The sequence below is a fragment of the Anaerococcus jeddahensis genome (assembly GCF_001182725.1).
GTDB lineage: Bacteria > Bacillota > Clostridia > Tissierellales > Peptoniphilaceae > Anaerococcus > Anaerococcus jeddahensis.
Genome location: NZ_CWHU01000005.1, coordinates 265482 through 286768, shown reverse-complemented (window position 1 = coordinate 286768; position 21287 = coordinate 265482). Strand labels below are relative to the sequence as shown.

Sequence of the window (21287 nt, the reverse complement as noted above, 5' to 3'; positions counted from 1 at the left end):
GAGTAAGATTAAACTATCACTCATATAATATTAAATGAAATTTTATCAAATGTAAAATAATTTATTCAATTTATTTAAAAATTTTCTTTCAAATATTTAATAGCATCAATGTAGCCGTCAAATCCCTTGCCTTTTATGGTTTTTTTTGCAAAATAAGATACGTAGGATTTTTTTCTAAAATCTTCCCTATTTTCAATATCAGTCAAATGTACTTCAACAGTTGGAATATTTACAGCTTTTAATGCATCCAAAATTGCAATTGATGTATGGGTATAGGCTGCAGGATTTATAATAATTCCATCATAAGAATTGTAAGATTCTTGGATTTTATTAATAATATGCCCTTCAGAATTTGATTGGTAAATTTCTATTTCTATATTATTTTCATTTGCAAAATCTTTTATATATTTTATCAAATCCTTGTAATTTTTATTTCCATATATATTTTTTTCTCTAATTCCTAGCATATTTATATTTGGTCCATTAATTACTAATATTCTCATAAAATTTCTCCTCGATTTTTTTTGCGCAAGTTTTTAAATTATTATTTTCAACTTCAAAGTCCTTAAATTCATCATATAAATTTTTTCTTTTATTATAAAGGTCTGTGATTTTATATTTTTTTGAAAGAGGCCTTCCATCAACTTCTAATTTTTCTAAATCTCTTTTTACATTTACAATCAGAGAATTTTCTTTAAGCCTATAATAATTTTCTTCTTTTTCAACAATTCCACCGCCACAGCTTATAATTAGCCCTGTTTTTTTTGAAAATTCTTTAAGTATTTGAATTTCCTTATCTCTAAACTCATCTTCCCCATATTTTTTGAAAAATTTTTCTATATTTCCATATTTTTTTTCAAATTCTAGGTCAAGGTCAATAAATTTTCTATTCATATTTTTAGCCAAAATTTTTCCAAGAGATGTTTTTCCTGATCCTGGCATGCCAATTAGGGCAAGATTTATTTGATCTTTCATTAGGGAATCTCTAATTCTTTTAATCATAGAATCGTCAAATTTTTTATCCAAAAATAATTCGCAAGCTTTCACTGCTTGGGCAATCAACATATCAATCCCGCAAGCATATTTTATATTTTTTAATTTTCCATCAATTAAAATTTTTGTCATATTTGGATTATAAATTAAATCCACAACAGCTTCTAAATTTTTGAAATTATCAAGCTTTATATCTTTTAAAAACTCTCCATTTTTTGGATACATGCCAACAGGTGTTGTATTTATAATTATTTCAAAATCCCTATAAGTTTTTTCGTCATTGAAAAAAGGTTCAAATCTTCTTGATAAAAATACAATTTCTTTTGCACCCATATCTTTCAAAACTTCTTCTACAGTTTTTGATGAGGCGCCTTTTCCCAAAATCAGACACTTTTTATCCTTTATATCAATCTTATTTTTATTAAGATTAAAGAAAAATCCAAAATAATCCGTATTATAGCCGTAAAGTTTTCCGTTTTTATTAACTATTGTATTTACTGCTCCAATTTTTTTTGACTTATCCGATACATGATCAAGGTATTTTATTACAGTTTTTTTGTAGGGAATTGTTACATTTATCCCCTTAAAATCTTTTTTTTCAAAAAATTCATCCAAATCTTCTTCGTTTTTTTCAAAATATTGGTAATTATAATATCCGATTTTTTCATGAATTATTTTTGAATAAGAATGACCAAGTTTTTCTCCCAAAAGTCCATAATTTTCATTTTCTTTTTGTAGGTTTTTGGATTGGTCCATTATTTCTTGGTAAATCCCTACAAAATATTTTCCGTATTTTGGATTATTATCTTTGATTTTTTTTAATATTTCTTTTTCTCTTACTGGATCATAAATTTTTTTATTGTGAGAAATTTTGTAGGCCCTAACTTTTTTTGAAAGGTCAAATCTTTTTTCCAATAAATCTATAATTTCTTTATCAATTTTATTAATTTGATTTCTAATTTCTTTTAAATCTTCCATTTAAGCTCCTAAATACTCGATTTTTCCTCCTAATTTTTCAAAAGTTTTAAAAAATGAAGGATAGGATTTGTTTACTGCCTTATAATTTTTTATAACAATATCATCTTTTGCCATTAAAGATCCTATACTTGTAGCCATAACGATTCTATGATCGTTAAAGGAGTCGACTTCTCCTCCTATGATTTTTCCAGAAATTTCTAGACCATCTCCAATAATTTCACACTTTGCTCCCAAATCATTTAACATTTTTGAAGTTGATTCAAGCCTGTCGCTTTCTTTTAGCCTTAATCTTTTCCCATTTACAATATAAGATTTTTTATCAAGAAAAGTAAGTAAGACTGCTACTATAGGACAAAGATCTGGAATTTGGGAAATATCTATGGTTAGTTTCTCATTTTCTCTTTTACATTTTTTTATTTTTTGGCAAATTTCTACAATTTCCCTGTCTTTTTGCATGGAATCTTCCTTTAAATTATTTATTTTTATATTGGAATTTATAAGATTTGCCCCATAAAAAAAGGCTGCATTTGACCAATCACCTTCTACATAGTAATTTTTTGGAGATTTTATTTGGGGATTTTCGATAAAACAGGAATTATTTTCTTTTTTAACATCAACTCCAAAGTCTTTTAAAACTTTCCTTGTTATATCAATATAGCCAATTGATTCTGGTTTTTCTTTTAATTTTATATAAATTTTTCCAGCTATTTTGCTTGATGCAAGCATAATTGAGCTTATGTATTGGCTTGATTTATTTTCCAAGAATTCAAATTCCCCCGCTTTTAATTCTCCTTTTACAAAATATGGAATTTTATCAGATGAAATTTCTAGGCCGTTTTTTCTCAAATTATCTATTAATTCTAGATTTGGTCTTTGGCCAAGTCTTTTTTCTCCAATAATTTTTGTATTTTTTGAAAAATGAGAGCAAACTCCTGTGAAAAATCTTAAAGAAGATCCTGATTCGTACATATCTATTGTAGAATTTTCTATTTTTTCCTTTGGGGGATTTATTTTTACAAAATTTTCATTTTTTTCGATTTCTACTCCCAAATTTTTTAAAGCTTCTATTGTAACATTTATATCTTTTGAAAATTCATTTATATAAATATTTGTTGGCTTTTTGCAAAGTCCAGCCAAAATTAAAGCTCTATGGGCAAAAGATTTTGAAGAAATAGCGTCAATTTCACCTTCAAGCCTTGATGGGTGGATTAAAATATTATCTGTTTTCATAAATTTCCCTCAAATCCTTAAAATCTATATTTAAAATCTCGCAAGTTCCAAGTTTTTTTACAACAATAATGTTGATTTTATCTTTTCTTGATTTTTTGTCTAACTTGCAAATTTTTATAATTTCGTTTGTATCAAAATTTATATTATAGTCCAGGTCATATTTTTTTAAAACTTTTACAAAATCATCAAAAAATTCTGGATAAAAATTTTTTACCATAATTTTCATACCAAGGGCTACTGCATGACCGTGACTAATTTTGAAATTTGAATTTATTTCGATTGCATGGGCAAAGGTGTGGCCATAATTTAGAATTTGCCTTATCCCAAAGTCTTTTTCATCTTCTTTAACCACTTCTTTTTTTATTTCTAAGCATTTTTTTATAATTTCTGGAAGATTTTCATAAGTTTTACTTACATTTTCTTTTGAAATTTCATCAAAAATAGACTTATCCCTGATCATTCCGTATTTTATTGCTTCAGCCAAACCATCCTTAAAATAATAATCTGATAGAGTTTTTAAAAAATCTGTATCTATAAAAACTTTTTTTGGCTGGTAAAAGCTTCCACAAAGATTTTTCCCTGCCTTTAGATTTACTGCAGTTTTCCCACCAACTGATGAATCGATTGATGATAAAAATGTAGTAGGAATCATTATAAAATCAAGTCCTCTTAAATATAAAGAAGCAGAAAGAGCAGAAATATCTCCAACAACTCCTCCCCCTAAGGCAATAAACAAATCATTTCTCCTGTATTCATTTTCTGCTGCAAATTCTAAAATTTTCACCAAATTTTCTGTAGACTTTGATTCTTCTCCATTTTTTAAAATAAATCTTTTATAAGAAAACCCTTCAAGTTCTCTTTCAAGTTTTTTTCCATGAATTTCATATACCAAATCATCACTTATTATCAAAATTTTTGAATTTTTGTAGTTTTCTTTTAAATACCTATTTAATTTTTTTATAATATTTGAACCTATTTCTATTTCATAGGGGTTTTCCAAATCAACTCTTAATTTCATTTTTTCTCTTTCTTTTTTTAAAAAATATTTTTCAAAATTTACTTAAATATATTATATCAAATTGTAGGCAAAAAAATACTGCTGCAAAATAATTTGCAGCAGCTAATTTATTTATTCAGGAATGATTAATCCGTAATGTCCATCTTTTCTTTTATATACAAGTCTAGTTTTCATTTCTTGGTCATCAAGATATAAAAAGAAATCGTGATTTAAAAGTTCCATTTGCATACAAGCTTCTTCGTCGCTCATAGGTCTTAGAGCTATTTCTTTTTCTCTTTTGATTTTTGGAAGATTTTCTTCTTTTTCTTCTTCATAACTTTCAAATGATTCAAATTTGATTGACTCGCCATTTCTTCTATTTCTTTGAAGTTTTGTTTTTTGCTTTCTAATTTGGCGAACCAAGGCATCAATTACCTTGTCAATTCCAGTTGAGAAATTATCATTTACCTCTTCTGCCCTTAGAATTGTTCCACCTTTTAGAAAAATGGTTGATTCAACTTTTTTTAAATTACCTTCGGTAGAAAATTTGAGGTCCATTTCTTCTTCCTTGTTGAAGTATTTGTCAAGCCTATCAAATTTTTCCTTAGCTTCTTCTTTTAAGCTTTCATAAACATTGATGTTTTTACCTTTAATATTAAGTTTCATATTGAACCTCCATCGTTTTGATATTATATATATACCCCTATAAAGTTTATGTAAACCTTTAGTTTTTTCTTTATTAAAATATATTGTATAATGAGATAAAATGAGGAGGAAATATGGAGAAAACAAAAATAAAGGATATTTTAACTTATGATTTTTATTCAAATCTTGAAATATCAAATGATCAAAAATTTCTTGCATTTTTAAAAACAAATGCAAATTTAGATAAAAATAAATACAATTCCTATCTTTATCTTTTCGATATAGAAAAAAACAAAAATTATAAAATTTCTGAAAATAATTCAATAAATCAATTTATTTTCGATCAAGATGATAATTTAATTTATAAGGAAAAATCAGACGATGACTTTGATTATTTTTACAAAAAAGATAGGTCTGTAGGAGTAGGAGAACTTTATTTTAAAATAAATAAAAATGTATCCTACCTTAAAGATTTAAAAAATGGATATTATCTAATAAAAGCAAGTGAAAAAAAAGAAAAAAAACAAAAAGATGAAGAAAAGGAAAATTCTTTTTACACGGAAATTACAAAAGTACCTTTTTACTTTAACGGTTCAGGTTTTATAAAAAATGATCCAGAAAGCCTTTATTTGTACAAAAAAGATGACCAAAGCTTAAAAAAATTAAGAGAATTTTCTGATGTGAGTTTAGATGCTTTTGCAATTAATGAAAATAAAGATAAACTTGCCATTGTTATTGGAAAAAATGACAATGAAGTTTCAAGACTAAGGGAAGATTTAATAATTTTAGATTTAAAAACAATGAAAGAAAAAATCATAATAGAAAATAATTTTTCTTTTTATGATTTATTTTTTGATGAAGAAGATAATTTGATTTTTGTTGCAACTGATATGAGAAAAGGCGGAATAAATGAAGATGCCTTTATTTATAAAAGTGATCTATCTGGAAATTTCGAAAAAATTTCTCCAGATGATTTTGACAAATCTTTTGGAAATTCTATAGGAAGTGATGCAAGGTTTGAATCCTTTAAAACTTTTTCTTACAAAAATCAAAAACTTTATTTTTTAGTTACAGAAAAAGAAGAGTCAAAACTTTATTCCTTTGATAAAAATAAAAATTTAAAACTAGAAATTTCAGGATGTGTTGAAGACTTTGTAGTTTCTGATGAAAATATTTATTATTTCGCCATGACAGAAGATAGGCTCTCTCACTTAAAAGATAAAAAAAGCGGAAAAATTTTACTTGATAATAAAATAAATTCATCTCTTGGAAAAATCGAAGAATTTTTCTATGAATCAAACGGTGATAAAATTAGAGGCTATATCCTTTTTCCAGTAGATTTTGATAAAAACAAAAAATATCCAACACTTTTATCAATTCACGGGGGACCAAAAACAGAACTTTCAAATATTTTCCACCACGAGCACCAAGTTTTTGCAAATGAAGGATATATAATTATTTATACAAATCCTCATGGTTCAAGCGGAAATGGAGTGAAATTTTCTGATATAAGAGGAAAATATGGTTCAATTGATTACCAAGATTTGATGAATTTTACAGATTTTGCAATAGAAAAATTTCCACAAATTGATAAAAATAAAATGGGAGTTTATGGAGGATCTTACGGTGGTTTTATGACAAATTGGATTATTTCTCATACAAACAGGTTTAAGGCTGCAAATTCTCAAAGATCTATTTCAAATTGGACTTCATTTTATGGAACATCTGATATTGGATATTATTTTGGTCCAGACCAAACTGGAGCAAATCCTTGGGATAATCTAGAAAAAATGTGGGATCAATCCCCAATAAAATATGCAAAAAATGTAAAAACTCCAACTATGTTTATTCATTCTGACGAAGATTATAGGTGTCCATTGGAACAAGGTCTTCAAATGTATACAAGAATAAAAGAAAACGGAGTCGAATCAAAAATGTATATTTTCCACGGAGAAAATCACGAGTTGTCAAGATCAGGAAAGCCAAAAGCAAGAATAAAAAGGCTTGAGGCTATAAAAGAATGGTTTGATAGGTTTTTAAAATGAAAATAAATCAGAGAAATTCTAAAAAATTCATTGTGAATTTAATTGAAAGAATAAAAAATCACGACCTAATGACCCTTGCCTCTTCCCTTTCCTATTATTTTTTGTCAGCCGCGATTCCAATGCTTTTGGTTTTATTAAATTTGGTGACAACTTATATGAGAGGAAATGAGGATGTGGTAATTGATTTTATAAAACTTTTACCAGATTCCATAAGAGGAGTAATAATGGTAATTGTAAAATCTATTTTTGATTCCTCTTCAGTTTCTACAATTTCGACCATAACTTTAATATTTGCCCTCTGGTCAGCATCAAAGGGTGTTTCAAAAATAATTCTTGCAATTAACGTTGCCTACGGTATTGAAGATGATCATTCTATGATAAAAAATAAAATATTTGGATTTTTGTACACTTTTGTATTAATTTTTATCCTTATTTTTATATTTTTGTTAAGAATTTATTCAAAGGGAATATTTAATTTGATTGATGATATTTTAAAACTTGTAAATTCCGATTTTTCAATAAAAGAATTTTCATGGCTAGTAAATTTAGTTTCAGGAATAGTCCCACCACTAATTTTAATATTAGGCCTAAGTCTTCTTTACAAATTTGCACCCTACAACAATTCTGTAAAAATAAGTTTTAAAGATGCTTTGGTAGGATCAATTTCAACTGGAATTATGATTACGATAACAAGTTTTGCCTACTCATTTTTCTTAAATAATTTAAGCAATATGTCAGTAATTTATGGGGCTCTTGCTGGAATAATTGCCCTTTTGGTTTGGATGCTTTTATTTTCCCTTACTATAATTTTAGGAGCAGAAATCATAGCAGCTTATATGAAAACAAAAAATACTTTTAGGAAATTAAAATAATGGAAAGATACGCAGAAATTGATAAAAAATATAAAAGAGAAATAGTTCTTCTAAAAGCAAGACCATGTAGGTGGGGAAAATGTAGGTTTTGCGATTATATAGAAGATAACGAAATTGATGAAGAAAAAATTGACCAAATTAATAAAAAAGTTTTGGAAAAAATTACAGGAAAATATGGCGTTTTAGAAGTAATAGATTCAGCATCATTTTTTGAATTAACAGAAAATACCAAAAAAATAATAAAAGATCTTGTCGATTCAAAAAATATCCACACCCTCTTTTTTGAATGTCATTGGATTTATAGAAAAAAAGTGAAAGAGATTAGAGAATATTTTAAAAATCAAAAAATAATTATTAAAACTGGTGTAGAAACTTTTGACAATGATTTTCGTGAAAATTATCTAAAAAAAGGAGCAAGCTTTAAAACTTACGAAGATGTTTTAAAATATTTTGATTCTCCTTGCATTATGGTTGGAATAAAGGGACAAACAAAAGAAATGATTGAAAATGACATGGATATAATTTTTAATCATTTCTCCCATGCAACAGTAAATGTTTTTAATGAAAATTCAACTGATGTAAAAAGAGATGATGAACTTTTGGCTTGGTTTTTAGAAAAATACCACGATAAATTAAAAGAAAATCCAAAAATTGACTACCTATATAATATTACAGATTTTGGAGTAGGCTGATGAAAAATGAGCTTAGAAGATATTTTATAAATAATAGAAAAAAAATTTCCCCATCCGATAAAAAAATTTTTGATGAGAAGATAAAGAATAAACTTTTATCTAGTAATTATTATAAAAATGCAAAATCAATTTTTATTTATTATTCAATGGATGATGAGATTGACACGAAAGAAATAATAAAAAAAGCATTTTTAGATAAAAAGGAAGTTTATATACCAAAGATTACAGGAAAACATCAAATGAAAGCAGTTTTACTAAGATCATTTGATGATCTTGTTAATGGAAAATATAATATTAAAACATCAAAATTAGAAAAATCTAGCGAAAAAATAGACCTTACTATAGTACCAGGACTTTCATTTGATGAAAATAAATACAGACTTGGCTATGGCGGAGGATTTTATGATAATTATATAAAAAATCACAAGTCCTTTTACATCGGTTTATTTTACCAAATAAATAAATCTTACAAATTAAATTTTGATCATTTTGACCAAAAATTAGATTTAATAATTACAGATAAAAACACATATTAAAAATCCCAGCCATTTGGCTAGGACAGAGCGTAGACAAAGTCAGTTTAATAATTCATTAATGATTTAAAAATAAAATTAAGCTAAAATCCATCTCGACTAAGTGAGTGAAACGAACGCACGGAGAGATCTCATGAGATTTCTCCGCTCGTTGCACTCGGTCGAAATGGAAAAATTTTTAGTTTGTCAACAGTATGTCCTAGCCATTTGGCTAGGATTTTTTTAGTATTTATTATGAGTTTTTTTTATTTATTTTTTGGAACAAGTTTTTCCATTCCACCCATATACATTTGTAGTGGTTTTGGAATTTTTACTGAGCCATCTTCTTGTAATAAATTTTCTAAAAATGCAATTAACATTCTTGGAGGAGCTACTACTGTGTTATTTAATGTGTGGGCAAAATAGTTTCCTTTTTCTCCTCTTAATCTTATTTTAAGTCTTCTTGCTTGAGCATCTCCAAGATTTGAGCATGAACCAACTTCAAAATATTTTCCTTGTCTTGGGCTCCATGCTTCAACATCACAAGATTTTACTTTTAAATCTGCCAAATCTCCTGAACAACATTCGAGTGTTCTTACTGGAATTTCTAAAGATCTGAAAAATTCTACAGTATTTTGCCACAATTCATCGTAAAATTTCTTTGAATCTTCTGGTTTACAAATTATAACCATTTCTTGCTTTTCAAATTGGTGAATTCTATAAACTCCACGTTCTTCAATTCCATGAGCTCCAACTTCTTTTCTAAAACATGGTGAATATGAAGTCATTTTTAATGGCATATCATCTTCGTCTGTGATTGAATTTATAAATTTACCAATCATTGAATGCTCACTTGTTCCAATTAAATATAAGTCTTCGCCTTCGATTTTATACATCATATCTTCCATCTCAGAAAAGCTCATTACTCCTGTAACAACGTCAGATCTAATCATAAATGGAGGAATGTGATATTCATATCCCTTGTCAATCATAAAATCTCTTGCGTAAGAAAGAATTGCTGAATGAAGTCTTGCAATATCTCCTTTTAGATAATAAAATCCAGCACCTGATGTATCCCTTGCAGAATCTAAATCAATTCCATTAAATGTTTCCATAATATCAACATGGTAAGGAACTTCATAATCTGGAGTTACATTTTCTCCAAATCTTTCGATTTCCACATTTTCTGTATCATCTTTTCCTATTGGAACTGAATCGTCAATCATTTGTGGAATAACTTGCATTTTTTCTTTTAATTGGTCTTGGAATTTTCTTGTATCTTCTTCAATTTGAACAAGTCTGTCGTTAATATCTCCAACTTCTTTTTTAACTTCTTCAGCTTCTTCTTTTTTACCTTGGCCCATAAGAGCACCGATTTGTTTTGAAGTTTTATTTCTTTTTGCCCTTAAATTATCTCCTTCAGTTTTTACATCCCTTAATTTTTCATCAAGTTCAATAACTTCATCTACCAAAACTAATTTTTCATCTTGGAATTTTTTCTTAATATTTTCCTTAACTAGTTCTGGATTTTCTCTAACAAATTTTATGTCTAACATCTTTCCTCCTAAATTTTTTTACAAAAAAATCCCGTCCCAAAAAGGGACGAGATTATCGCGGTACCACCCAATTTAATGAAATAAATTCATTCACTTTTAATTTATAAGCTCAAAGACGGATTCATTAACTTTCACCAAAGATTTTCACCAACCATCTTCTCTCTAGAGGCTATTTTTAATTACTACTTCTCATCACAGCTTTATTCAATTAATTCTAATATACTTTTATTTTTTTTTTTTTCAAATATTTATAAATTTTTCGATTGCGATTTTTGGAAGGCCTATATCGCAAACTACAGTTTTATCTCTAAAATAATTATCTTCATAAAGACCCTTTTTTAAAATTTGCATGCAAACAATTAAATCACTATCAACATAAGATCCATAATTATTTTCACCATTTGCGTCAAAACCTGAAGGAAGATCTATGGAAATTGTGTAGATATTTTTTTCATTTATTAATTCAATAATATTTGCATAAATTCCAGAAACAGGCCTATTTAAACCTGTTCCAAAAATCCCATCAATAATTGTATTAACCTTATCAAGATTTTCCCTCAAAAAATTCATATCTTCAATAGTTTCAATCGGATAAATTTCTTTCGTAAGATTTTTACAAGCATTATAATTAATGATAAAATCTCTGCTTGCCTTCTCTTTATTTCCAATAATATAAATATGGCAATTTTTTCCAAGTGCTAGCAAATTTCTTGCTAGAGCAAGTCCATCGGCTCCGTTATTTCCACAAGAAACAATAATTGCAAAAGAGTGTCTAATATCAAGATTTATATTATCCATCACAGAAAGAGCTGCTCTTTCAACCAAACAAAGGGATGGAATTTTAATCTCGTTTATGGCATAGCTATCAATATTTTGCATGGTTTGTCTATCTACTACAAGCATAATATCTCCTAAAATAAAAGTCTTAAATCTTCTCCAAAAATTTCCATTACATCGCTTGAACCAATTATCCTTGAAAAAATCCTATCTCCATAAAATTCCATAAGCTCATCTTCAGAATAATTTGATGAAAAAATTATAGGTTTTTTGTTAATAATCCTATCATTTACAATTTCAAATAAATTTGATTCATTTGAATTTCTATCATTTTCACTACCCAAATCATCAATTATCAAAAGATCTGACTCAAAAATTAAATCGTACATTCCCTTTAATTCTTCTTTTCTTTCAGAAAATGCATACAAATAATCGTTCATAAAAGAAAATAATTTTGTGGCTGTAAGATAAAGGACTGAATAATTTTTATCCAAAATTTCCTTGGCTATAGAATTTATCAAAAAAGTTTTTCCCCTTCCAACATCTCCAAATATATAAAGATTCCTGTAAGATTTTGGGAAATTATCAGCGTAGGCCTTGGCCTGGTTTGCAACTCTTTTTATATTTTCATAAGGACTTATTGGATAATTTTCGTATAGATTTTTTGAATATAAATTCGGATTAAAAGTCCTAAAATTTTCTCTTTGAATAAGTCTACTTATATTTGATTGAGTATATTTTTCCTCAATTATAAGTTTTTTCCTGCAAGAGCAAGTTTTAGTATTTACAAAACCAGTGTCTTTGCAAATTTCACAATGATAGTGGATTTTCAAATAATCTTTAGGATAGGAATTTTTAACTAAAATTTCCTCTTTTTCCCTATCAAGCTCTTTTAATTTTCTTTTATATTCTTCTACATCCATTCCACCTTGGGCGATTTTTGCTCCTTGTTGACCAAGTGATGCAATAGTTTTGTCAATAACCCTAATTCTTGGAAATTTTTCGTAGATTTCTTTTTTTCTTTCTTCTTGATTTTTTAAATTATCTATTCTTCTTTTTTCAATTATTCTTGAAATATTATCATTGGGACTCATTTTTTATCCCCTCCTTCAAGAATTCTTCTAAATCTTTCTTCCCTTGCCTTTTCGGCAAAAGATTTTTCATTTGGATTTCTATTTTTTGACCTATAAACTTTCTTTGCACTTTTATATTTTCTTGGAGATTTTTCCCTCAATAATTTTGCTCTTTCTTCTTTAATTTTTAAATCATTTAAAGAAAAAACACTTTGGTCTCTCCAAGTTTTTAAAAATCCCATTACATATTTTACATCAACATTATTAACTTCTTTTGCCTGCCTAAAAGCTTCAGTAACAAGCTCAGGATCTTGCTTATATTCTTCCAAAGTTTCTTGGATTCTTCTAATATCTTGTGGGGTCAATTGTCTTTGGATAATTCTTTCAACCTGATCAAACATGACAGATTTTCTTTTTGAAATATCAAGCATGGTTTCAGCTTTCACTTCATTAGAATTTCCAAAATAAGCTTGTCTTAGAGAAATTATTTCAAAATAAAAGCTCCCATCGCCCCTATCTTTTTTTCTAAACACTCCCATATTTATCCAATATGAAATTATTTCATTCATTTTCTCATCATCAAAAATGAGTTGTTTTTTTATTTTTTCTAAATCAACTTCTCCACAAGATTTTAAATCCTTATATATAAGCAAAAAAACTTTTAGGCTATCTCCGTCTGCCATGGGAACATATGTATTTAAAAACATATTTTCAAATGAAGTTTCACCCATATCCAAACTTAAATTTTGAATTTTAAATTCCAAATTATTACCTTCCATCTTTTCTTATTTTCATTTTTGTAATTAAACTATAAATTTTGCCATTTCTTGTAAAAAAATATTGGTCATCTGGAAAAACTTCCTGATTTTCAAAAATTTCTGTTGTATTTCCAATTTTTTTAAAACCTAATTTTTCGTACAAGGAAATTGCTCTTTTATTAAAATTATTTACATCCAGATTTAACTCGTGAAAATTTAAATCATTAAAATAATAATCAAGTAAAATTTTCATAGCCTTATAGCCAAAACCCTTCGATGTATATTTTGGATCAAAAACAATGCCCAATTCACTTTTCCTTAAAATTGGGTTGTAATTTTTTAGACCAATAAAGGCAATAAATTCATCGTTATCAATTTTTCTTACTGCAAAATATCTTTTTCTATAAATATTTACATTCATAAACCAAACTTCGCAGTCAATTTGAGAAAAATTTCCATAATTGTAGCCTTTTAGTCTTTCATCATCGTTCATTGACCATTTTCTTAAATCATAGGCATCATCTAAGTCTAATTTTTTTAAATATATGTCTTCGTCTTTTCCAATTATTTTCATTTTAATCTTCGTGTTTTAAATCTTTAAAAGTCGTACATTGTTTGTGGAAAAATAATTCCATAAGACCTGTTGGCCCATTTCTGTGCTTTGCCAAAATAACTTTTGCAACATTTGGATTATCATCTTCATCATAATAATCTTCCCTAAACAAAAGCATAACAACATCAGCATCTTGCTCGATTGCTCCAGATTCACGAAGGTCTGATAAAATTGGCTTGTGGTCAGATCTTTTGTCGGCCTCACGAGATAATTGGGCTAGAGATAAAACCGGACAATTTATTTCTTTTGATAAAGATTTTAATCCTCTTGAAATTTGTGCAATTTCTTGTTGCCTGTTATCAAATCTTCCCTCGCCTGTCATAAGTTGCAAATAATCAATTACAATTAAATCTAATCCCTCTTCAGCTTTTAATCTTTTGCACTTACTCCTAAGCTCTGACAAAGTTATGCCTGGAGTTTCGTCAACATAAATTTCTTTTTCTTTAATTTTTGTAATTGCATTTATTATTTCAATCCACTCGTCAGCTTCCAAATTTCCTGTAATTATTTTTTCAAGATCAATCATGGAAACCATAGAAATTAATCTTTGATTTAATTGGTAGGTTGACATTTCTAATGAAAAAAAGGCAACCGATTTTCCAGCATTTGCTGCATTCCAACCCATAGTAAGTCCAAGAGCAGTTTTTCCCATTGCAGGTCTTGCTGCAAGTAAAATTAATTGAGAATTTTGAAGACCTGATAATTTGTTGTCGACACTTGAAATTCCTGTAGTAACTCCAGTGATTTTTCCATCATTTAAACTTAGAAGCTCCAATTGTTTGATTGTTTCATCCATAGTTTCTGAAACTCTAACAAGACCTTTTTCAAGATTTTTTTGGCTTATTTCAAAAATTTTTGATTCCGCCATCTCGATTACTTCTTTGGCATCTTTTTTTTGCTCGTAAGATTTTCCAACTATATCATCGCAAGCTCCAATTAAAGCTCTAAGTAAGGCTTTTTCTTTGACATTTTCACAGTATTGGTCCATGTTTGGAGTATAAAATGAGGAGAGTGTTATCTCTAAAATAAACTTCTCTCCCCCAACTTCTTCCAAGATGTTCTCTGATTTTAATTTTGAAATAAGACTTACTTCATCTATTTTTATATCTTTTTGATACATATTAACTAAAGTCTTATAAATTCTTTGGCATCTTGAATCATAAAACTCATATGGCTTTACTAATTGTATAGCCTGGTCTATGGTTTCACTTTTTTTAATTATACAACCAATTATGGCCATTTCTGAATTAATGTCACTAGGCATTTGCCTTAGAGACTCTTCCATTATTCGGCCTCTACATTCACTTTTAATTTTGCAGAAATTTGTTGGTAGAGTTTAATTACAACTTCATATGATCCTAAGGAATCAATATCAGCCTTGTCGATTTTTTTCTTATCAACTTCTATATTTTTCTCATCAAGAGCTTTTTTAATATCCATATTTGTAATTGAACCAAATAATTTTCCATTTTCTCCAGCTTTTACCTTGATTGTTACTTCTGTATTTTCAATTTTTTCTTTATTTTCATTAGCTTCTTTAATATTTTTATCTTCTTCTTTTTGAAGCTCTTTTAAGTGCTCATTAAGTTTAGCTAAATTTTCTTTATTTGCTTCTACACCGAGATTGTTTGGCAAAATAAAATTTCTAAAGTAACCTTGTTTTACATTTACTACTTCACCTTTTTTACCAATTTTTTTAACATCTTCAGTCAATATTATCTTCATCTTGTATTTCCTCCTCTAAATATTCCTTAATTGCTTTTTTAAGCATAATTTCTGCTTCTTCAATACTCATATCAAGTTGGGTTGCAGCTGAGGTCAAATGTCCTCCTCCACCTATTCTTTCCAAAATTAATTGAACTGAAATATCTCCCAAACTTCTTCCTGATATGTGAATTTTATCGTTTGATCTTGTTAAAACAAAACTTGCCTTAACACCTTTTATATTTAATAAATCATCAGCCGCTTGACTTGCTATCAAAGTTGAGCCGTCCATTTCCCTATTAAAATGACCAATTGCTATAAAATCATAAACAACTGTCGAATCAGCTATAACTTCTGATTTATATTTAACTATTTCAAAATCATCTTTGAACATTCTTTTAATTATAATAGAATCTGCTCCCCATCTTTTTAAAATTGATGCAGCTTCAAAAGTTCTTACTCCTGTTTGGTAGACAAAATTTTTAGTATCTACAGTTAAACCTGCAAGAAGAGCTTCTGCAACTGGAACTCTTGCCTTAAATGATTCATCAAAGTAATTTAAAATTTCTGTTACAAGCTCACTTGCACTAGATGCGTAAGGTTCGATGTAAGAAATTGTAGCATTTCTAATATAATCATTTCCCCTTCTGTGATGATCAATTATTACAATTTGATCAGTTTTATCCAAAAGTGATGGAGCTTCTGTAGAATTTTTTCTGTGATTATCAGTTACAATTACTAAAGAACCTTGGTCCATTAATTCCAAAGCCTTAATTTCTGTAACTATATCTTCCCTAAAGCCTTCCAAATCTTCAACTGTTCTATTATAAATATTTTCAATTGGTTTGTTTATATCATTTAAAACGAAATAACAATCTTTTCCAATACTTTTTATTCCCTCATAAATTCCAAGAGATGATCCAAAAGAATCCATGTCTGGATTGTTGTGGCCCATGACAAAAACTTTTGATGAATTTTCTACCAATCTTTTTAAAGTTTGAGAAATAACACGACTTCTTACTTTGGAAATTTTTTCTGTTGCTTTTGATTTTCCTCCAAAATATTCGTAATTATCTCCTTCTTTAATTACAACTTGATCTCCTCCACGGGATAGGGCAATGTCTATTGAAATCCTTGATTCTTCATAAACGTCAAATGGTTTTGATCCAGATAAACCAACACCAACAGATAGGGTTGGTTGGATAGAATTTCCTTTTTTGACATCCCTTACCATATCCAAAATTTTAAATTTACTGTCATAAATTTTTTTATAATCTTCAAAATGAATCATTACCATGTACCTATCATTTTCATATTTTCTGACCATGGCACCATATTTGTCAAAATAATTCATTATTAGCCTATCAATTTCTCCAGTAAGTGATGACCTGTCACTTGCCTTGGTTGATTGTCTTAAATCATCAAAATTATCAATATACATCGTTAAAACTACAAGTCTTCTATCTTTAAATATTTTTTTAATATTTTCATCACTTGTATTGTCAATTCCATAGACAAAGGTAAGCTCATCATCAAATTTTTCTCTTTTTATTGTAGAATAATAAAATTCATAAACCTTACCGTAAATATCAACTGTTATAGGATCTGTGGATTTTTTTGTAAAATCAATTGAATTAAAATCTGCTATAAAGTTATTTACACTTTTTCCTATCAAATTTTTAGCTTCGAACAATTCTTTAAAATTTGAATTATGCCACTTGATTGTTTTTCCATCTTCCAAAATTACTATTGGAAATGGCATTTGAAATACTACGTTTTTGGTTATTTCATCAAAAGAATAATCCATCTCATCAATATAAGCTTGAAAATAATCTTCATTGTGATCATCTATTTTTTTTATGTAAAAATATAATAAAACCACAAAAATTAGACCAATAGTTGCAAATATTTTTTCATAAAAAAATAAGATTAAAGAAATAATAAGAGGCAATATCAGTATAAATATATAATTTTCTTTTGTAAAATACCTTAATTTATCTTTCATCTTATCCTCACTTTTTTTCTAAGATTAACAAATGTATCAATAAGACCAATAAGGGCAATTATTTCTCCAGCGTAGGAAAATAATATAAACAATAAAAACCAATTAAAGACTCTTGATAATTTGTTTTTCCTTAATGTTACAAAATAATCTATAAGTAAAATTCCATTTATAGAAAATATTAATTTTAAAGTCATTATTGAATTTAAATATATAAATTCTTTTGAAAATCCTAAGAGTTTACTTAAAACTATAGAAATAATCAAAGAGGCAAAAATAAGTATTAAATCTTTAACTTCAATTCTTATTGTATTAACTCTTCTTAAATCCCTTATATTTTCATTTTTATAATTCAAGTAATTTCTAACCAATTTTAAAGAAATCATACTATAAATTAATGAGAAGAAAACTACAAGAGATGGCATAGTTTTTAAACTTTTTCTTATTATTTCCTTATCAAATTTAAAATCTTGTTCAACAAATACTTTTTCTATATTTTTTACTAAATCATTTATTTTTAAACCTGTCTTAGTGTAAAGATACCCAATAATCGCCAAAGATAAAACTGAAAATATTAGTGTAAGAATTTTTATTGAATCCTTGTCAGTTTTATTTCTTTTAATTATGTAATAAATTACAAGTCCAGCTATTAACATTGGAAGCATGAGAAAATAAGCTAAATTTCTATCAATTAAAGCCAAAAATAATCCGCTAACAAATAAAAATATTGGCTTATTTTTATCATCCAAATCCCACAATTTTATAGCCGTAAAAATCGGCACACAAAATGCAAAAATCAAATAATATGTAGAAAGAAAAACAAGTCCTACATTTATAAGTCCAAAGATTATTGCACTTACTCTTTCATTTTTTTTAGAATCAACCATAAAAATCCTTTCTATTTTTTAGGATGTTTATCACATAAATTATACAATTTTTACAAAAAAAAGCTAACCAAAAAATAAGGTTAGCTTAATTTGATTTTTTAAAAAATAAATTAATAATTTAAAACTTTTAAAATTTTATTTCTGTATTCAATAAATTTTTGGCTTGTCCTATCTCTTGGATAATCCAAATTAATATCTACAACTTCTTTAACTCTTCCTGGTCTTGGTTCCATTATTATAATTTTTGTAGACATATAAACAGCTTCTTCCACATCATGAGTTACCATAATCATAAGATTTTTAATTTCTTGCCACAAATTTAAAATTTCATCTTGCATATTCATTCTTGTGAAAGCATCAAGGCTTCCCAAAGGCTCATCAAGCAAAAATATTTCTGGTTTTGAAATCATAGTCCTAATTAATGAAACTCTTTGAGCCATTCCTCCTGATAATTCTTTTGGATAAGAATTTTTAAATTCATAAAGGCCTACTTTTTTTAACATTTGATCAATTTCTTTCTCGTCAATTTTTTCTTCATTTTTTAAGGATCCAGAAAATCCTACATTTTCTCCAACACTTAGCCAAGGAAAAAGTGTGGGTTTTTGAAAGACCATGCCCTTTCTTGATGAGGGTTTATCAATAATTTTCTTATCCAATAAAATTTCACCTTGACTTGGTTTAATTAGACCTGAAATCAATCTTAACATGGTTGATTTTCCACAACCCGATGGGCCAACTATCGAAACAAATTCATTATTTTTTATTGATAAATTTATATTTTTAAGAGCGTGTGTTTTTTCATTTTCGTCAATTTTTTCAAAAACTTTTGATACATTTTTTAATTCTAATTTTTCCATTCTACACTTCCTTTTGCCAACTTAAGGCCCTGTTAGAAATCTTTTTTAAAATTACATTTACTATTATAAAGGTAAGGGCCAAAATAATTATTGCTCCATACATTGAAGAATAATCTGCCCATGAAGATTTCCAAGTTATATACCAACCAAGTCCAGATTCTACACCGAGCATTTCTGCAACAATTAGTGATGTACAAGCTGAGCTCATGGCTGAAATTAATCCTTGAAAAATATTTGGACTTGCTGATGGAAGAGCAATTTTTCTTACCAATTCATTTTGGCTTGCTCCCAAAGTTTTGGCAGCTTCATAATAAGATTTATCGACATTTTTAATTCCTGTCATTGTTGCAAGAGTTGTTTGAAACCAAACACCAAGTCCAATTATAAAAACAGCTCCACCAAAAAGACTTGTCGCAAGAACCATAACTACAGGAATCCAAGTTGTTGTAGGAATTGGTCCCAATAATTTTAAAAAAGGATCAACCCAATAATCAACTTTTTTTGAATATCCAGCAAAAATTCCAGTAGTAATTCCTATAATTGATCCTATAAAATATCCTGTAAATAATAATTTCAAACTTGCAAGAGTTGATTCAAGCAAAAATCCCTTGTCGGCAATCATAGAATTCATGATCATATCAAGCCATGCAAAATATGGCAATGGTAAAATCGAAAATTTTAAAGTTAAAAGATCATAAATTGTTAAAAGCAAAAAGACAAAGGCAAATAAGGGCGCCTTATAATCCAAATTTTCGCTTAACTTTTCATTTTTAAATGATATTATAAAAAACATCCCATAAATTGCCAGTAAACTTATCAAAAAATATAAATATACGGGCGTAGCTATCATTTCTTTGTCATAGTTTGGAAAATATAAATATTCTAAAATTGAAAATATCCCAAAAATTATTGGCAAAATTTTTCTAAAAATTATTTTTTTTCCATTATCGTCTTTAATCTCTTCCATATTTTATCCTTTTTTAATTTTATTTTTCATCATAAAAACTTCCCATTGGAAGCCAGTATGATTTCATTAACTCATCAACACTTCTTTCATCTTCAATTAGACCAATTTCTTTATAATCTGTGAAAATTGATTTTAAAGTTTTTTCTGCAAGATCATTTTTTACAGAATAATCATAAGATTTTATAAGCTCAAGTCCTGCATCAAAATCTCCACTTGCAAGCTTATTGTCAAATAATTTTTGTGTAGCCTCTTTCGGATTATTTTGCATGTAAGAATTTGCTTCTTGGATAGCAGATGCAATCTTTTCAGCTATTAATGGATTTTCTTTTGCAAATTTTCCATTAAAGGCAAGGACACAGCAAACTTCTTTTCCAAAATCATCATCATGAGTCATAGATCTAATAGCTCTAATTTCTCCCTTATCAACAAATTTTTTGGCAAATTGATCATCCAAAACTGCAGAATCAATTTCTCCATCTTTCATTGCTTGGATAACTGCTGCATTATCAACTTGTTTGTAAGTAACCTTATCAGGATCAACATCATCGTGGTTAAAAAATCTTAAAGCAGTATTGTGATTTGAATTTCCAATTCCATTTGTTATTGCAAGATTTTTTCCTTCAAGCTCTTTTGTTTTTGTAATTTTGCTTTCATTTAAAACATAAAGTGATTTACATCCTGTGTGAGATGCTGATGAAAATACTATATCAAGTCCTTTTGTAGCAGGAACAACCATGGCTGCAAACTCTCCAACTAAACCATCAAGTTTTCCACTTCCAAGAGCATCTTTAGGATTTTTTGTATTTACAAATTCAACTTCAACATCACGATTTTTAAAATATCCATTTAAATTTGCAATATTTGGTCCACCCAAGCACAAGTCACCAGAATATCCTAATTTTATTTTATCCTTGTATCTTGGCTCCTCTTTGATATCTTTTTTTGCATTTTCAGCGGCAATTTTTTGAACATCTTCAAATCTTTTATCTTTTTTACTTACTTCACTTGAAACTGAACTTTTCTTTTCAGTTGAATTTTCTCCATTATTTATTTGACTTTGGCATCCTGTAAAAACAAGAGATCCAATAAGTAAGACTCCAACAATTTTTGATTTTATTTTCATAAATCC

General features: G+C 27.8%; 21 protein-coding genes and 1 other annotated feature. Of the genes, 4 read left to right on the top strand and 17 right to left on the bottom strand.

Annotated elements, in window-relative coordinates; genetic code table 11:
• Positions 1-74: 74 nt before the first annotated feature.
• The 5 genes from aroQ to hpf form a co-directional block, all read right to left on the bottom strand.
• On the bottom strand, positions 75-503 hold the full coding sequence (aroQ, locus tag BN2087_RS04460) for a type II 3-dehydroquinate dehydratase (protein WP_049690658.1): 429 nt from the start codon (positions 501-503) through the stop codon (positions 75-77).
• Positions 484-1971, bottom strand: coding sequence for a shikimate kinase (locus tag BN2087_RS04455; RefSeq protein WP_049690657.1), 1488 nt, complete (start codon positions 1969-1971; stop codon positions 484-486). Before BN2087_RS04455 ends, aroQ begins: the two co-directional genes overlap by 20 nt.
• On the bottom strand, positions 1972-3201 hold the full coding sequence (gene aroA, locus BN2087_RS04450; protein ID WP_049690656.1) for a 3-phosphoshikimate 1-carboxyvinyltransferase: 1230 nt from the start codon (positions 3199-3201) through the stop codon (positions 1972-1974). It lies immediately after the preceding gene.
• Positions 3188-4219 carry a 3-dehydroquinate synthase gene (gene aroB, locus BN2087_RS04445; protein ID WP_049690655.1) on the bottom strand — a complete coding sequence of 344 codons (1032 nt, stop codon included), beginning with the start codon at positions 4217-4219 and terminating at the stop codon, positions 3188-3190. The genes aroA and aroB overlap by 14 nt, the downstream gene beginning before the upstream one ends.
• A gap of 111 nt (positions 4220-4330) precedes the next feature.
• On the bottom strand, positions 4331-4864 hold the full coding sequence (gene hpf, locus BN2087_RS04440; protein WP_049690654.1) for a ribosome hibernation-promoting factor, HPF/YfiA family: 534 nt from the start codon (positions 4862-4864) through the stop codon (positions 4331-4333).
• Positions 4865-4977: 113 nt separating this feature from the next.
• Between hpf and BN2087_RS04435 the strand changes: the two genes are divergently transcribed.
• The 4 genes from BN2087_RS04435 to BN2087_RS04420 are packed head-to-tail and all read left to right on the top strand — an operon-like array spanning position 4978 to position 8988.
• Positions 4978-6888, top strand: coding sequence for an alpha/beta hydrolase family protein (locus BN2087_RS04435; protein ID WP_049690653.1), 1911 nt, complete (start codon positions 4978-4980; stop codon positions 6886-6888).
• Positions 6885-7760, top strand: coding sequence for a YihY/virulence factor BrkB family protein (locus BN2087_RS04430; RefSeq protein ID WP_049690652.1), 876 nt, complete (start codon positions 6885-6887; stop codon positions 7758-7760). The genes BN2087_RS04435 and BN2087_RS04430 overlap by 4 nt, the downstream gene beginning before the upstream one ends.
• Positions 7760-8452, top strand: a complete 693-nt coding sequence (locus tag BN2087_RS04425; protein WP_049690651.1) for a radical SAM protein — start codon at positions 7760-7762, stop codon at positions 8450-8452. Before BN2087_RS04430 ends, BN2087_RS04425 begins: the two co-directional genes overlap by 1 nt.
• Positions 8452-8988, top strand: coding sequence for a 5-formyltetrahydrofolate cyclo-ligase (locus tag BN2087_RS04420; RefSeq protein WP_049690650.1), 537 nt, complete (start codon positions 8452-8454; stop codon positions 8986-8988). The genes BN2087_RS04425 and BN2087_RS04420 overlap by 1 nt, the downstream gene beginning before the upstream one ends.
• Positions 8989-9230: 242 nt before the next feature.
• Here the strand turns inward: BN2087_RS04420 and serS are convergent, their stop codons facing one another.
• The 12 genes from serS to BN2087_RS04360 all read right to left on the bottom strand — a co-directional run bounded on the left by serS (position 9231) and on the right by BN2087_RS04360 (position 21281).
• The gene (gene serS / locus BN2087_RS04415) at positions 9231-10520 is read right to left on the bottom strand and encodes a serine--tRNA ligase (RefSeq protein WP_049690649.1); all 1290 of its coding nucleotides are present in this window, start codon (positions 10518-10520) and stop codon (positions 9231-9233) included.
• A 39-nt stretch (positions 10521-10559) separates the two neighbouring features.
• Positions 10560-10725 (bottom strand) — a binding site (T-box leader).
• Positions 10726-10760: 35 nt separating this feature from the next.
• The gene (locus BN2087_RS04410; protein ID WP_049690648.1) at positions 10761-11423 is read right to left on the bottom strand and encodes an NAD(P)H-hydrate epimerase; all 663 of its coding nucleotides are present in this window, start codon (positions 11421-11423) and stop codon (positions 10761-10763) included.
• 8 nt (positions 11424-11431) lie between these two features.
• Positions 11432-12391 (bottom strand): ATP-binding protein, encoded by a 960-nt coding sequence (locus tag BN2087_RS04405; RefSeq protein ID WP_049690647.1) that lies wholly within the window; start codon positions 12389-12391, stop codon positions 11432-11434.
• Positions 12388-13149, bottom strand: a complete 762-nt coding sequence (locus BN2087_RS04400) for a DnaD domain-containing protein (protein ID WP_049690646.1) — start codon at positions 13147-13149, stop codon at positions 12388-12390. The genes BN2087_RS04405 and BN2087_RS04400 overlap by 4 nt, the downstream gene beginning before the upstream one ends.
• Positions 13139-13702, bottom strand: a complete 564-nt coding sequence (locus BN2087_RS04395; RefSeq protein WP_049690645.1) for a GNAT family N-acetyltransferase — start codon at positions 13700-13702, stop codon at positions 13139-13141. Before BN2087_RS04395 ends, BN2087_RS04400 begins: the two co-directional genes overlap by 11 nt.
• A gap of 1 nt (position 13703) precedes the next feature.
• Complete coding sequence (gene dnaB / locus BN2087_RS04390; protein WP_049690644.1) at positions 13704-15026, bottom strand: replicative DNA helicase; 1323 nt, start codon at positions 15024-15026, stop codon at positions 13704-13706.
• Positions 15026-15466: a 50S ribosomal protein L9 gene (rplI, locus tag BN2087_RS04385; protein ID WP_049690643.1), complete on the bottom strand. Its 441-nt coding sequence runs from the start codon at positions 15464-15466 to the stop codon at positions 15026-15028. Before rplI ends, dnaB begins: the two co-directional genes overlap by 1 nt.
• The gene (locus tag BN2087_RS04380) at positions 15447-17450 is read right to left on the bottom strand and encodes a DHH family phosphoesterase (RefSeq protein ID WP_049690642.1); all 2004 of its coding nucleotides are present in this window, start codon (positions 17448-17450) and stop codon (positions 15447-15449) included. Before BN2087_RS04380 ends, rplI begins: the two co-directional genes overlap by 20 nt.
• Positions 17447-18334 (bottom strand): DUF2232 domain-containing protein, encoded by an 888-nt coding sequence (locus BN2087_RS04375; protein WP_049690641.1) that lies wholly within the window; start codon positions 18332-18334, stop codon positions 17447-17449. The genes BN2087_RS04380 and BN2087_RS04375 overlap by 4 nt, the downstream gene beginning before the upstream one ends.
• Before the next feature lie 110 nt (positions 18335-18444).
• Positions 18445-19191, bottom strand: coding sequence for an ABC transporter ATP-binding protein (locus tag BN2087_RS04370; protein WP_049690640.1), 747 nt, complete (start codon positions 19189-19191; stop codon positions 18445-18447).
• Position 19192: 1 nt separating this feature from the next.
• Positions 19193-20158, bottom strand: coding sequence for an ABC transporter permease (locus BN2087_RS04365; RefSeq protein WP_049690639.1), 966 nt, complete (start codon positions 20156-20158; stop codon positions 19193-19195).
• A gap of 19 nt (positions 20159-20177) precedes the next feature.
• Positions 20178-21281, bottom strand: a complete 1104-nt coding sequence (locus tag BN2087_RS04360) for an ABC transporter substrate-binding protein (RefSeq protein ID WP_049690638.1) — start codon at positions 21279-21281, stop codon at positions 20178-20180.
• Positions 21282-21287: the final 6 nt, after the last annotated feature.

Bases quoted from the DNA above. Each gene is read 5' to 3' on its own strand.
- BN2087_RS04380 (WP_049690642.1), bottom strand. From the start codon at position 17,450: ATGAAAGATAAATTAAGGTATTTTACAAAAGAAAATTATATATTTATA.
- BN2087_RS04365 (WP_049690639.1), bottom strand. From the start codon at position 20,158: ATGGAAGAGATTAAAGACGATAATGGAAAAAAAATAATTTTTAGAAAA.
- BN2087_RS04425 (WP_049690651.1), top strand. From the start codon at position 7,760: ATGGAAAGATACGCAGAAATTGATAAAAAATATAAAAGAGAAATAGTT.
- serS (WP_049690649.1), bottom strand. From the start codon at position 10,520: ATGTTAGACATAAAATTTGTTAGAGAAAATCCAGAACTAGTTAAGGAA.
- aroB (WP_049690655.1), bottom strand. From the start codon at position 4,219: ATGAAATTAAGAGTTGATTTGGAAAACCCCTATGAAATAGAAATAGGT.
- aroA (WP_049690656.1), bottom strand. From the start codon at position 3,201: ATGAAAACAGATAATATTTTAATCCACCCATCAAGGCTTGAAGGTGAA.
- BN2087_RS04395 (WP_049690645.1), bottom strand. From the start codon at position 13,702: ATGAAAATAATTGGAAAAGACGAAGACATATATTTAAAAAAATTAGAC.
- BN2087_RS04370 (WP_049690640.1), bottom strand. From the start codon at position 19,191: ATGGAAAAATTAGAATTAAAAAATGTATCAAAAGTTTTTGAAAAAATT.
- BN2087_RS04410 (WP_049690648.1), bottom strand. From the start codon at position 11,423: ATGCTTGTAGTAGATAGACAAACCATGCAAAATATTGATAGCTATGCC.
- BN2087_RS04455 (WP_049690657.1), bottom strand. From the start codon at position 1,971: ATGGAAGATTTAAAAGAAATTAGAAATCAAATTAATAAAATTGATAAA.
- rplI (WP_049690643.1), bottom strand. From the start codon at position 15,466: ATGAAGATAATATTGACTGAAGATGTTAAAAAAATTGGTAAAAAAGGT.
- BN2087_RS04430 (WP_049690652.1), top strand. From the start codon at position 6,885: ATGAAAATAAATCAGAGAAATTCTAAAAAATTCATTGTGAATTTAATT.
- BN2087_RS04420 (WP_049690650.1), top strand. From the start codon at position 8,452: ATGAAAAATGAGCTTAGAAGATATTTTATAAATAATAGAAAAAAAATT.
- BN2087_RS04405 (WP_049690647.1), bottom strand. From the start codon at position 12,391: ATGAGTCCCAATGATAATATTTCAAGAATAATTGAAAAAAGAAGAATA.
- BN2087_RS04435 (WP_049690653.1), top strand. From the start codon at position 4,978: ATGGAGAAAACAAAAATAAAGGATATTTTAACTTATGATTTTTATTCA.
- BN2087_RS04400 (WP_049690646.1), bottom strand. From the start codon at position 13,149: ATGGAAGGTAATAATTTGGAATTTAAAATTCAAAATTTAAGTTTGGAT.
- BN2087_RS04375 (WP_049690641.1), bottom strand. From the start codon at position 18,334: ATGGTTGATTCTAAAAAAAATGAAAGAGTAAGTGCAATAATCTTTGGA.
- dnaB (WP_049690644.1), bottom strand. From the start codon at position 15,026: ATGGAAGAGTCTCTAAGGCAAATGCCTAGTGACATTAATTCAGAAATG.
- hpf (WP_049690654.1), bottom strand. From the start codon at position 4,864: ATGAAACTTAATATTAAAGGTAAAAACATCAATGTTTATGAAAGCTTA.
- aroQ (WP_049690658.1), bottom strand. From the start codon at position 503: ATGAGAATATTAGTAATTAATGGACCAAATATAAATATGCTAGGAATT.
- BN2087_RS04360 (WP_049690638.1), bottom strand. From the start codon at position 21,281: ATGAAAATAAAATCAAAAATTGTTGGAGTCTTACTTATTGGATCTCTT.